Genomic DNA, 13,390 nt, shown 5'->3' with positions numbered 1-13,390 from the left:
CTTACTGTATGTAATTATTAAGAACATACGTTCTAATCTAGTATACTCTTTTTATTAGAAAAGGGAAAGCAAAAAATAATGTAAGCTTGGATTTCCAAGCTTACATTATTGATGCGTCCGTCATAATCTCTATTTTTCATTATAAGTTAGATAAGAATAAGAAACAAGATGATATATATAATGTTGAGAGTTTTCAAGATTCTGTATATTATAGGTGTACTAAAGTGTAAGGGAATGAGAGGTGTGACATACGTAATTTCACTGCAAGGGCCGATGGCTAGCGGAAAAACAACATTAGCAAAAAGGTTAGAAAAGAGAGGGTTTCGAGTTATATATGAAAATCCATATCCAATTGTAGAGAAGCGAAAAAAATTGAATTTAGATATGAATTCAAAAGTAGGGTTTATTATGAATCAAAAAATGTTTATGGAAGCAAAAATAAAGGAGTTTCAAAATGTGAAAGATTCAGTCGTAATTTTTGATCGCGGACCAGAAGACATTGAGTTTTTTACACTCTTTTATCCAACGATTATAGGAGAAGAGTGGGATATAGAAACTGAATTGAAAGATGAATTATATAAATTAAGAGAATGCCGTTCGGATGTGATTTTTTACTTAGATGTTACGAAAAAGAATGTATATGATAGAAAAAATAATGATAGAACAAGAAACAGAAGTACATTTGAGGAGCAATTTAAATTAGCAGAAACTGAAAAAGACTGGTATAAACAATTTCCTGTAACTTATGTGGACACAAATAGATTAACAGTTGACGATTTAGAGGTATATTTTATGGACTGGTTAAAGGAGAGAGGGCTATGAAAAAAATACTTTTATTTGTATACCCAACATTTGCGGAGTTTGAAATAACAGTAGCGACGGCGTTGCTGAAAAATAAATTTGAAATCATTACAGCGGGCTTAACAAAAGAATTGATTATAAGTGAAACAGGTTTGCAAGTGCAACCACATATAGAAGTAAGTGAAGTACGTGTAGATGAGTATGAGGGGGTACTTATTCCAGGTGGAGAAGAAGTACAGTTGAAAGATGCGAAATCTCTTTTTTCAGTCATTCGTCAATTTCACGAACAAGAAAAATTAGTGGCGGCAATTTGTGCTGGACCGTATGCGCTAGCAAAAGCAGGGTTATTTAAAGGGATTTCTTATACTGCGACTATAGATTATCAAAAATTCGATTGTTTTCCAGTAGAAAATTTCGTGTATGAAGAAGTTGTGCAACACTCAAATATCATTACAGCACAAGGGCATGCATTTGTACCATTTGGAATAGCGATTGCCTCTTATTTTGGAGTGGCAGACGAACATAATACAGATTTTTATTGTGGTAAAGGCAATGTAGTAATGGAGAAACTTTTACGAGAAAACGTGTAAAAGCTAGCAAATGCTAGCTTTTTTACACCGATAAATTACTAACGTTTTTGGATCGCGCCATATACCGTTATGGAGCGATAATTCCTTGTTGATTTCTTCTGTTAGCCATTCTTTCATCTCGGCTTGAAGATACATATTATCGGGTATATTTAACGATGGAAACATGCTGGAAATATAGTTTACTATTGGGGTAGCATGATGAAAAACGAGCGCATTATGAATAACTGTTTCTTCAACCGTTGGAAAAGCAGATGCTACTATCTCTTTACCATTTTCTAAACAAAATGGAGAGACTGCTGGTGATGTTTTCGGTAGATCAAATGCGTCAAGCATGTTGTTACACATTTCAACTATACGAGGTAATGAAACTTTAGAATTTGTTGTAGCTAAAAGTGTTCCGCCAGAACGAATGACTTTATAAAAGCCTTGAATTGTTTTTTCAACATCTTTCACATGGTATAACATATGTCTTGCAATTATTAGGTCATAACAATTTGTTTCGAAAGGAAGTTTACTAGCGTCCCCTCGTTTCCATTCTATTAAGTTATTTATTTTAGCAGCTTCAGCAAGCATAGCTTCGGATTGATCAAACCCGGTTAATGGGCCTTTATGACCATTTGTTTGTAAAAGGGAAAGGAATTTTCCACTAGCGCACCCAACCTCTAATATGTTTTCATCCCCTTGAAGGTGTAAATGTTCAATGACGATCTTATCTAAATCTACGTGTTTTTCTTCGTAATGTGTATGTGTGTCGATGCGTGTTTGTAAATGGTTGCTAACGTTATATTGTCGTTTTACATCATTCATTTTGTCACATTCCACCTTTGTGCAAAATTGTTGGATTGCATGTGTTAATACATCTGTTTTCTTTAAACCTTCGTAATGGAGTGCTGATTCAAACCTTTCAAGTAATTTCTCTTCAATTCGAAAATGAATATCTTTTCGTTTTGTCACTGAAATTTCGCCCCTTTGCATCTGTTAGTGAGACTATAGCACGTCTGGAAATTTTGTGTAAATCATTTGTGTACACAAAATTAGGGGGATGAAAAAAATGTTTGAATATGATTTTAAACTATTGACGATTTAACCGTTTTCATATATTCTTAAATTAAGTAATATTCAAATAATTCAAAAGAAATGAGAGAGTCACATGCTTCTTCAAGGAACACATCGAATTGGTCGTATGGCCATGCTGTTGGCACTTGCGGATGAGAATGAAAGTCCTGTATTATCCATTCCAAAAGGTTGGAAGTATTGTACGGGGAAAGTGGGTTCGATGAATTCGCAAAAGGTTGTCGCAGCAATGGAAACAGCGGCTAAAAGCAACCAAGTTATTGAAACAGACGTTTACAGAGAAACACATGCACTTTATCATGCAATTATGGAAGCTTTGTACGGAGTGACGAGAGGTCAAATTCAGTTAGCAGACGTTCTTCGTACAGTAGGACTTCGTTTTGCGATTGTGCGCGGTACACCATACGACGGGAAAAAAGAAGGCGAATGGGTTGCTGTTGCATTATATGGAACGATTGGTGCACCTGTAAAAGGATCTGAGCATGAGGCGATTGGTTTAGGAATTAATCACATATGATTTGCCCATAGTCTATTAGTTAGAAGGGGGCCTTACTTTTTTAGGACAGAAGTCTGTCTTAAAAAGATAAGGTCCCCTTTTGCCTTTTTAAGGAGGAAAAATGATGATTACGTTAACAGGACATACATTGACAGTTGAAGAAATGAAGAGGTTATTACTGGAAGGAGAAGGTGTAACAGCTTGTCCAACTAGTATGCAAAAGGTAGCGGAGTGCCGCGAAGTAGTTGAGAAAATTGTAGAGGACGGAAAAGTCGTTTACGGTATTACAACTGGATTTGGAAAGTTTAGTGATGTGCTTATCCAAAAAGATGATGTAAAGGCACTTCAACATAATTTAATTCAGTCACATGCATGTGGGATAGGTGATCCATTCCCGGAAGAAGTATCGCGCGGAATGTTAATTTTACGAGCGAACACGATGCTTAAAGGAGTATCAGGCGTAAGGCCGCTTGTTGTAAATATGCTTCTTGAGTTTGTAAATCGTAAAATTCATCCAGTCGTTCCGCAACAAGGTTCACTTGGTGCAAGTGGAGATTTAGCACCTTTATCTCATCTTGCGCTCGTATTATTAGGCGAAGGTGAAGTGTTCTATAAAGGGAAACGCGTTCATGCAATGGTTGCTCTTACAGAAGAAGGGCTTGAGCCAATTGAACTTGAAGCGAAAGAAGGTCTTGCGTTAATTAATGGTACGCAGGCGATGACAGCACAAGGAGTTCTTTCTTATATAGAAGCAGAAGCAACGGCGTATCAAGCTGAACTAATTGCTTCGATGACAATTGAAGGGTTACAAGGCATTATTGATGCATTTGATGAAAATGTTCATAAAGCACGTGGCTATAAAGAGCAAGTGGATGTAGCAAGCAGAATTCGTGACATTCTTCATGATAGTAAGTTAACAACAAAACAAGGAGAACTACGTGTACAGGATGCCTATTCACTTCGTTGTATCCCGCAAGTACACGGTGCTTCTTGGCAAGTTTTGAATTATGTGAAAGAAAAATTAGAAATTGAAATGAATGCCGCAACAGATAATCCGCTAATCTTTGATGGCGGGGAAAAAGTAATTTCAGGTGGTAATTTCCATGGTCAACCGATTGCATTTGCGATGGACTTCTTAAAAGTAGGAATGGCGGAACTTGCAAACATTTCAGAGCGTCGTATTGAGCGTTTAGTAAATCCGCAGTTAAACGATTTACCGCCATTTTTAAGTCCAGAACCAGGACTTCAGTCTGGTGCAATGATTATGCAATATGCTGCAGCGTCACTAGTTTCTGAAAATAAAACGTTAGCACATCCAGCGAGTGTTGATTCAATCCCGTCATCAGCTAACCAAGAAGATCACGTAAGTATGGGAACAATCGCTTCACGTCATGCACATCAAATTATTCAAAATGTAAGACGTGTTCTTTCAATTGAAATGATTTGTGCGATGCAAGCGGCAGAATATCGTGGAATTGAAAACATGAGTACAGTGACGAAGAGCTTCTACCATCAAGGGCGTCAGCAAGTACCATCTATTACAAATGATCGCATCTTCTCAACGGATATTGAAAATATTGCACATTGGTTAAAAACGAATTATTCGATAAAAGAAAGATTGGATGTAAACGCAGCACTATAAAATGAGAAAAGGGAGAGATTGAAATGGAAAAAGTACAACAAACAATTCGCGCGCCAAGAGGTACAGAGTTACAAACGAAAGGGTGGGTGCAAGAAGCTGCACTTCGTATGCTAATGAACAATTTAGATCCGGAAGTTGCTGAAAAACCAGAAGAATTAGTTGTGTATGGCGGAATTGGCCGTGCAGCTCGTAACTGGGAAAGCTATCAGGCGATTGTAGATTCATTAAAAACGTTAGAAAGCGATGAAACGTTACTTGTTCAATCAGGAAAACCAGTTGCCATTTTTAAATCACATGAAGATGCACCTCGCGTTCTGTTAGCGAACTCAAACTTAGTACCAAAATGGGCAAACTGGGATCACTTCCGAGAACTAGAGAAAAAAGGTCTTATGATGTACGGACAAATGACAGCTGGTAGCTGGATTTACATTGGAACACAAGGGATTCTACAAGGAACATATGAAACATTTGGTGAAGCAGCTCGTCAACATTTCGACGGTTCATTAAAAGGTACATTAACACTTACTGCTGGTTTAGGTGGTATGGGTGGTGCACAACCTCTTGCTGTAACGATGAACGGCGGTGTTGTCATTGCTATTGATGTTGATAAGCGTAGCATCGATCGTCGTATTGAAAAGAGATATTGTGACATGTATACAGAATCATTAGAAGAAGCATTAACTGTTGCGAACGAGTATAAAGAGAAGAAAGAACCAATTTCAATTGGCTTGCTAGGAAATGCGGCAGAGATTTTACCAGAACTAGTGAAGCGTGATATTACGCCAGATTTAGTTACAGATCAAACATCTGCTCATGATCCATTAAACGGTTATATTCCAGTAGGTTACACATTAGAAGAAGCAGCGAAACTTCGTGAAAAAGATCCAGAACGTTACGTACAATTATCAAAAGAAAGTATGACAAAACATGTGGAAGCGATGCTTGCGATGCAAGAAAAAGGTGCAATTACATTTGATTATGGAAATAACATTCGCCAAGTTGCTTTCGATGAAGGTTTGAAAAATGCTTTCGATTTCCCAGGATTCGTTCCAGCATTTATTCGTCCATTATTCTGTGAAGGAAAAGGGCCATTCCGCTGGGTAGCACTTTCTGGTGATCCAGAAGATATTTATAAAACAGACGAAGTAATTTTACGTGAGTTCGCTGATAATGAACATTTATGTAACTGGATTCGTATGGCACGTCAACAAGTTGAGTTCCAAGGACTTCCATCACGTATTTGTTGGTTAGGTTACGGTGAGCGTGCGAAATTTGGTCGCATCATTAATGAAATGGTTGCAAATGGTGAATTATCAGCACCGATTGTTATTGGTCGTGACCATTTAGATTGCGGATCAGTAGCATCTCCAAACCGTGAAACAGAAGCGATGAAAGACGGTAGTGATGCAGTAGCTGACTGGCCAATTTTAAATGCATTAATTAATAGTGTAAACGGTGCGAGCTGGGTATCTGTTCACCACGGTGGTGGCGTTGGTATGGGTTATTCACTTCACGCTGGAATGGTTATTGTTGCAGATGGAACAGAAGCAGCAGCAAAACGTATTGAGCGCGTATTAACTTCTGACCCTGGTATGGGTGTTGTTCGTCACGTGGATGCTGGATATGACTTAGCTGTGGAAACTGCGAAAGAAAAAGGCGTTAACATTCCAATGATGAAATAAGGAGGAGAAAACATGCTGGACACTTTACTAATAAATATCGGTCAATTACTAACAATGGATCAAGAAGATGGCTTGTTAAGACGAGAAGCGATGAACACGCTTCCTGTTATCGAAAACGGTGCGGTTGGAATTGAAAATGGTGTAATCACTTTCGTTGGAACAGCGGAAGAAGCGAAAGGATTACAAGCGAAAGAAGTTATTGATTGCGGGGGGAAAATGGTTTCTCCTGGTCTTGTTGATCCGCATACCCATCTTGTATTTGGTGGATCTCGTGAAAATGAAATTGCGCTAAAATTACAAGGAGTTCCGTACTTAGAAATTTTAGAACAAGGCGGAGGTATTCTTTCAACTGTAAATGCAACGAAACAGGCGTCGAAAGAAGAACTTGTTCAAAAAGCGAAATTCCATTTAAACCGTATGCTATCTTTCGGCGTTACAACTGTAGAAGCGAAGAGTGGTTACGGATTAGATGATGAGACGGAATGGAAACAATTAGAGGCAACTGCACAATTACAAAAAGAGCATTCAATCGATTTAGTTTCCACATTTTTAGGTGCTCATGCAGTTCCGAAAGAATATAAAGGTAGATCGAAAGAATTTTTACAATGGATGTTAGACCTATTACCAGAAATGAAAGAGAAACAATTGGCGGAATTCGTTGATATTTTCTGTGAAACAGGTGTGTTCTCAGTAGAAGAATCAAAAGAATTTTTATTAAAAGCGAAAGAGCTTGGCTTTGATGTGAAAATTCATGCAGATGAAATCGACCCTCTTGGTGGTGCGGAAGCAGCGGCAGAAATCGGTGCAGCATCAGCAGACCATCTAGTTGGCGCTTCTGATAAAGGGATTGAAATGCTTGCAAACTCGAATACAGTAGCAACATTATTACCAGGAACAACTTTCTATTTAAATAAAGAAAGCTTTGCTCGTGGTCGTAAAATGATTGATGAAGGTGTTGCAGTTGCGTTAGCTACAGACTTTAACCCAGGTAGCTGTCCAACTGAAAATATTCAGCTTATTATGAGCATTGCGATGCTAAAACTGAAAATGACACCAGAAGAAGTTTGGAATGCCGTAACGGTTAACTCATCATATGCCATTAACCGTGGTGATGTAGCTGGGAAAATTAGAGTTGGTCGTAAGGCAGATTTAGTTTTATGGGATGCTTACAATTATGCTTACGTACCGTATCATTACGGCGTAAGTCATGTGAATACAGTATGGAAGAATGGTAATATTGCATATACAAGAGGTGAACAATCGTGGAGCACGGCCACTATTTAAAGAAAAACGCAAAGTTTATTGATCGTGAAGTGACAAAATGGAGTGAGATGATTAAAGATTGGGAGGAAGGTGTAGAAATATTCGGTGCTGCCTTAATTGGAGCACCCCTTTCTAAACCATCTATTAGTCATTCAGGAGCGAGTTTTGCTCCAAAGACAATTCGTGCGATGTTAGATGCATACAGCACATATGCAATTACAGAAGAACACGATATGAAAGAAAGTGTCTTATATGATTGCGGCGATATTACGATGCATGTGACGGATATAAAAGAAAGTCATAACCGAATTGCGAAAACAGTTGGTCATGTAACGAAAGTAAATCCGAACATGATACCAATCGTTCTTGGTGGTGACCACTCGATTAGTTTTCCGAGTATAACAGGCTTTGCAAACAGTAAAGGAAAGGTCGGGATTATTCAATTTGATGCTCATCATGATTTACGTAATTTAGATGATGGAGGCCCGTCAAATGGTACACCATTCCGTAGTTTACTAGAAAATGATGTCATTACAGGGAAACAACTTGTTCAAATTGGAATTCGTAATTTTTCTAATGCACGTGCGTACCATGAATATGCAATAGAGCATGGTGTAACAGTGTATACAATGAAAGACGTACGAGAGCGAGAAATAAAAGATATTATCACGGAAAGTATTGAATTATTAAGAAATCAAGGTGTGACTTCTATTTATATTTCTCTTGATATGGATGTGCTAGACCAAGCGTTTGCACCAGGTTGTCCAGCAATTGGGCCTGGTGGAATGGATAGTACGACTTTACTAGATGCGATTGAATTCCTTGGTAAAGAACCGCTCGTTCAAGGGATGGATATAGTAGAGATTGATCCAACTCTTGATTTCAGAGATATGACGAGTAGAGTAGCAGCGCAAGTGATTATGAGTTTTCTTTTAGCGAGGGAAACGGTTAGTAAGCAAGTTAGTATATAGACGGAAAAGTAGATCTTTATTTATGCCTTAACAAAAACACATCACTACTTAAATGTAGTGATGTGTTTTTGTATTAAAAGAGAATGAATGTGTGTGGAACCGTTAATGGAATTGCGATTTTTATAGTTTATTGTGTAAATTTAATTTCTTGCTTCTGAAGTGTTGACGTGTAAAATAATTTTATGATAAAATAAAAATTTTGCTAAAAAACTAAAAGTATGTTAAGCTTGAGAAGGTTACCATATATGGAGGTGGATTATTTGTTTCAAATTGGCGATAACATTGTTTATCCAATGCAGGGAGCAGGTATAATTAAAGCCATAGAAGAGAAGGAAATCTCAGGAGAAAAACAACAGTATTATGTTATAAAAATGTCGGCTAGTAATATGGAACTAATGATTCCAGCAGGGAGAATATTGAATTCGAATATACGTCCAGTTACGGATATAACCGCATTAGCACACATAATGGATATTTTTCAACATGGGGAATCAGATAGATTACTTACGTGGAAACAAAGGTATAAATTGAACACTGATAAAATAAAGACGGGTAAAATGCAAGAAGGTGCTGAAGTTGTGCGTGATTTAATGCGTATACAGAAAGAAAAAGCACTTAATGCAAGCGAAAAGAAGATGTTAGATAACGCATATGAATTTTTGATTAGTGAACTGGGATTAATTGAAGGTATCACAGAAAATCAGATAAAAAGCTTTTGTTAAGGTTCATTACAAATAATGTATTATATCCCAAAAAAGATCTTGAATTTTTTGGGAACATAATTATAGAAAATTTATCATTTCAAAGACATTCAACTCTTTCAAACCACTTTTAGAGCATTACCTCTATTGTTATTACTACAATCAAATCCATTTTTATTTTTTAATTTCATTTATGAATGTTCGAAGTTTAATTGAATACTTCGATAAAATAGTTACTTGATTTTTGCAATCCTGATTCACACTGGCACGGACGAGGAGCCGTAAGGATGAAAGAGAGGTAGGGCTTTCATTGTTTTAGGTATATAAGTTATTATTTTTAGAAGAATACTGAACCATTTTCACTTCTATTGATAAGGTGCTTTTTTATTAAAGAGATAAACGAATTGACAGCCATATATGGTCAACAAAAAAGGTTTCCTCCTAAGGAAACCTTTTTAATATTATTTATAGCGTTTTGTTTTTTTTTTTTTTTTTTTTTTTTTTTTTTTTTTTGAATATTCGAATTTTTTATTTTAAAGTCGTAAAAATTGACGTTACTATCTAAAAGTAAGTATGATGCGATTATAGTAAGATTTTTTAGGGGGAAGAAAAATGACAAGTTCAAGTAATAAAGCAGCGAGTATTTATGAAGGAACAAATGTAAATGCTGGGGGATTTTTTGAAAACGTTGAAGAAACAAAGTTGTTTGATCCAATTCAAGTTGGAGCTTGGTCTCTTCGTAATCGTATAGCGATGGCACCGATGACAAGATGCTTTGCAGATAATGAGACTGGAGTAGTTGGTGCGGATGTAGTGGAGTACTACAGAAAACGTGCTGCGGATGGAATTGGACTAATTATTACAGAAGGAATTGTCATTAGTCCGAGAGCAAAAGGAAACCCAGGAGTACCAGGTATTTATACACAAGAACAAATCGATTCTTGGAAACCTGTTACAGAGGCAGTACATAAAGAAGGCGGGACGATTATTGCTCAAATATGGCATGTTGGGCGTATGAGTCATCATGAAATAATTGGTGGTCAAATGCCACAAGCGCCGTCGGCTATCGCTGCAGAGGGAAATGTTCCACGCTTTCGTAAACCGTTTGATATGCCAGAAGCAATGACGTTAGAAGAAATACAAGAAGTGATCGATCAATACGCACAAGCTGCGAAAAATGCGATCGAAGCTGGATTTGATGGAGTAGAAATTCACGGTGCACACGGATATTTAATCGATCAATTTACGTATGAGTTTGCGAATAAGCGAACAGATAAATATGGCGGTGATTTAAAACAAAGGTTAACGTTTATGAAAGAAGTAACGGCAGCTGTAATAGAAGCTGTTGGAGCTAATAAAACACTTCTTCGTTTCTCTGCTTTCAAAGGTGATAATCCTACTTATATGTGGGAAAACCCTGAGTTTGCAATTGAAACGTTCATAAATATGTTTAAAGAGGTTGGATTAACGATGATCCATCCTTCAACGATGAATTATACCCAAGAGATTGCTGACGGAAAGAATTTTCATCAACTAGTAAGAAAATATTGGGATGGTACGATTGTTGGGGTTGGTAATTTAAATCCGAAAGAGGCCGAAGAAGCGTTGCAAGAAGGAACGATTGATGTAGCGGCATTCGGAAGACCGTTAATTGCTAATCCAGACTTTGTTCATCGAATTAAACACGCTGAAAGTTTAGTTGAATATGACGCGAAAGAGCATCTTGTTACGTTAGTATGAATAAAGATAAAAGGAGAACACATCTAGTGTTCTCTTTTTATTATGGAATTTCATAGGGGGAAGCGGGATGAGTGAAACGCTACTCGTTATTATTAGTATATTACTATTTTTAATGTTGCTTTTAATCGTCTTTTTTATCATTACATTTTTTATAAAAAAACGAACACATCATTCTATTTTAAAATTACATCCGTACTTAGGAAGAATGCGCTACTTACTGGAAAAGATAGGGCCTGAATTTCGACAATATTGGTTTGATCATGATACGGATGGAAAGCCTTTCTCACGTTATGATTTTCAAAGTGTTATGTTTTTAGCGAAATATCGCTCTGAAATACTTGGTTTTGGATCAAAACGAGATTTTGAAGCTTCTGGATATTATATTGCTAATACATTATTTCCGATATTAACGGAGGAATTAAGTGTGAATCTCACGCAAGAGCGAGAAGGTAAAAAGTACGTGATTCATAAAGAAGGGTTATTTTCAAGAAGAGAAAAATTGACAGCGGATACAACGAATCTTTGGCTGTACGAAGAAGATGATGCAATTATAGTCGGTGAGAACCGTAAATATCCGTGGAAGCTACATGGCATGTTTGGTGCATCTGCGACTTCTTATGGTGCGATTGGAGAAAATTATATTTTAGCGAGTGGTCTTGGAGCAAAAATGGCAGGCGGGTCGTGGATTAATACGGGTGAAGGTGGCGTTATTCCAGAACATTTACATACAGGAGCGAATATCGTTGCGCAAATTGGTCCAGGGTTATTTGGATACCGTGATGAAGACGGTAATTTTTCAATGGGAAAATTCATGGAGAAAGTGAAAGAAAGTAATATTAGAGCATTCGAATTGAAATTTGGGCAAGGTGCTAAAATACGTGGTGGTCATTTAGAGGGGCAAAAAGTAAATGAGAAAATTGCGTTTGTTCGCAACGTCCGAAAGGGAGAGACGATTAATTCACCGAATCGATTTTCATTTTTAAAGAATGCAGCGGATACACTTTATTTTATTCAACAGTTGCAAGAAAGCGGCGGTAAACCAGTTGGAATGAAAATTGTAATTGGTCAGCAGAAGCCTTTGGAAGATTTAATAAAAACAATGAAAGAACTAAACATTTATCCAGATTTTATTACAATAGACGGTTCAGAAGGCGGGTCAGGGGCAACGTATAAATCGATGGCAGATTGTATGGGACTGCCGCTTATTCCAGCATTACTTACATTTATTGATACAGCAAACCATTATGGTGTTCGTAACAAGTTTAAAGTATTTGCATCGGGTAAATTAATCACACCAGATAAAGTAGCGATTGCTTTAGCGATTGGGGCGGATGCTGTAAGTTCAGCCCGCGGATTTATGATGGCAAGCGGCTGTATTATGGCCCTTCAATGTAATTCTGGCCAATGTCCATCTGGTGTAGCCACGACGAATCCGCATTATCAAAAAGCGTTAGATCCGTATGAGAAGAAGTGGCGAGTCATGAATTATATTATTAGTATGAGATATAGTTTATTTTCATTAGCGGCAGCGGCGGGAGTGAAGAGCCCGCGCCATTTAACTAGAGAGCATATTGTGTTTAAAGACGAGGTGGGGAGAGTAGTTCCTCTTTCGGAATTGTTTCCTATAGTAAATCAAACCTAAAAGTATATTTGATATGTAAGATTTTTTTAAGGAATAATCATATTTTTGGAAAAATTAGGAGTATAATAGGGAAGTATTTTTAAAAATGACTATTTTTAGGGAGAGATTCACTTGCAACAAGGTTCTTACAGTATTACAATTTTTTTACTCGTCATAGGGCTCGTTATATTTAGACGCATGCGCTCTATGAATCGACCAATTAATAATAAAGGAAGACGACTACTATTGCCATTATTTTTCTTATTACCAGGTTTTTCTTTATACGCAGCACCGATACAACTTGCTGGTTGGCAAATTTGTATAGCTGCTGGGATCGGACTGCTATTGTCAATTCCACTTATTATTTTAAGTGGGTATGAAGTCAGAGAAGATGGTCAAATTTATGCAAAAAAAAGTATCGCTTTTATTGCTACATTTTTAGTTATCGTTCTTTTACGTGCTTATTTTAGAAGACATTTACAAGGTCTAGATCCAAAGTCAATCGGCATTCTTTTCTACACTCTTGCGGTTTGTTATATAGTACCTTGGCGTATTGGATGTTATATGAAATTTCGTAAAGTATATGTAGAGAAAGAGAAAATTGAGACGTCAATAAGCTAAAAGTCATACATTTGTATGGCTTTTTTCTTTTAAAATTTATCGGGTAAACGAATGAAAATAAGGTGTGAAAAAACACCGTTTGATTTTCTGAATATTATTACTTTAATTCCTTAAAAAATCATTGTAATCCACTGGGATAAAGGCGTTTATAAAGGTTTTCACATGTAATAAAAAGTGCTCGTTCACTT

At 37.0% G+C, this 13,390-nt stretch carries 12 protein-coding genes; 11 read left to right on the top strand and 1 reads right to left on the bottom strand.

Annotated elements, in window-relative coordinates:
* Window positions 1-234 precede the first annotated feature (234 nt).
* Complete coding sequence (locus tag GD442_RS17355) at window positions 235-822, top strand: AAA family ATPase (protein ID WP_002041639.1); 588 nt, start codon at window positions 235-237, stop codon at window positions 820-822.
* Window positions 819-1,391 carry a DJ-1/PfpI family protein gene (locus tag GD442_RS17350; RefSeq protein ID WP_000722200.1) on the top strand — a complete coding sequence of 191 codons (573 nt, stop codon included), beginning with the start codon at window positions 819-821 and terminating at the stop codon, window positions 1,389-1,391. Before GD442_RS17355 ends, GD442_RS17350 begins: the two co-directional genes overlap by 4 nt.
* Before the next feature lie 3 nt (window positions 1,392-1,394).
* On the opposite strand, the gene GD442_RS17345 is transcribed toward GD442_RS17350, so the two are convergent.
* Window positions 1,395-2,345: a class I SAM-dependent methyltransferase gene (locus GD442_RS17345; RefSeq protein WP_000166759.1), complete on the bottom strand. Its 951-nt coding sequence runs from the start codon at window positions 2,343-2,345 to the stop codon at window positions 1,395-1,397.
* A gap of 196 nt (window positions 2,346-2,541) precedes the next feature.
* Between GD442_RS17345 and hutP the strand changes: the two genes are divergently transcribed.
* From hutP to GD442_RS17300, 9 genes are all read left to right on the top strand, one after another.
* Window positions 2,542-2,982 (top strand): histidine utilization transcription antiterminator HutP, encoded by a 441-nt coding sequence (gene hutP, locus GD442_RS17340; protein WP_000926516.1) that lies wholly within the window; start codon window positions 2,542-2,544, stop codon window positions 2,980-2,982.
* A 103-nt stretch (window positions 2,983-3,085) separates the two neighbouring features.
* Window positions 3,086-4,603 (top strand): histidine ammonia-lyase, encoded by a 1,518-nt coding sequence (gene hutH, locus GD442_RS17335; protein ID WP_000631874.1) that lies wholly within the window; start codon window positions 3,086-3,088, stop codon window positions 4,601-4,603.
* A gap of 23 nt (window positions 4,604-4,626) precedes the next feature.
* Window positions 4,627-6,285, top strand: coding sequence for a urocanate hydratase (hutU, locus tag GD442_RS17330; protein WP_000416944.1), 1,659 nt, complete (start codon window positions 4,627-4,629; stop codon window positions 6,283-6,285).
* A 12-nt stretch (window positions 6,286-6,297) separates the two neighbouring features.
* On the top strand, window positions 6,298-7,569 hold the full coding sequence (hutI, locus tag GD442_RS17325; protein WP_000887533.1) for an imidazolonepropionase: 1,272 nt from the start codon (window positions 6,298-6,300) through the stop codon (window positions 7,567-7,569).
* Window positions 7,548-8,519, top strand: a complete 972-nt coding sequence (hutG, locus tag GD442_RS17320; protein WP_000399838.1) for a formimidoylglutamase — start codon at window positions 7,548-7,550, stop codon at window positions 8,517-8,519. The genes hutI and hutG overlap by 22 nt, the downstream gene beginning before the upstream one ends.
* A gap of 260 nt (window positions 8,520-8,779) precedes the next feature.
* On the top strand, window positions 8,780-9,241 hold the full coding sequence (locus GD442_RS17315; protein ID WP_170317877.1) for a CarD family transcriptional regulator: 462 nt from the start codon (window positions 8,780-8,782) through the stop codon (window positions 9,239-9,241).
* 591 nt (window positions 9,242-9,832) lie between these two features.
* Complete coding sequence (locus GD442_RS17310; RefSeq protein WP_000204580.1) at window positions 9,833-10,960, top strand: alkene reductase; 1,128 nt, start codon at window positions 9,833-9,835, stop codon at window positions 10,958-10,960.
* A gap of 67 nt (window positions 10,961-11,027) precedes the next feature.
* Window positions 11,028-12,602 (top strand): FMN-binding glutamate synthase family protein, encoded by a 1,575-nt coding sequence (locus GD442_RS17305; RefSeq protein WP_000005167.1) that lies wholly within the window; start codon window positions 11,028-11,030, stop codon window positions 12,600-12,602.
* 111 nt (window positions 12,603-12,713) lie between these two features.
* Window positions 12,714-13,202: a CcdC family protein gene (locus GD442_RS17300; RefSeq protein ID WP_001183921.1), complete on the top strand. Its 489-nt coding sequence runs from the start codon at window positions 12,714-12,716 to the stop codon at window positions 13,200-13,202.
* Window positions 13,203-13,390 lie beyond the last annotated feature (188 nt).

Origin of the sequence: Bacillus sp. A260 (genome assembly GCF_009861435.1) — a bacterium.
Lineage (GTDB): Bacteria > Bacillota > Bacilli > Bacillales > Bacillaceae_G > Bacillus_A > Bacillus_A cereus.
Note: the sequence above shows the minus strand (reverse complement) of the source record. Positions and strands in the feature narration are given on the sequence as shown.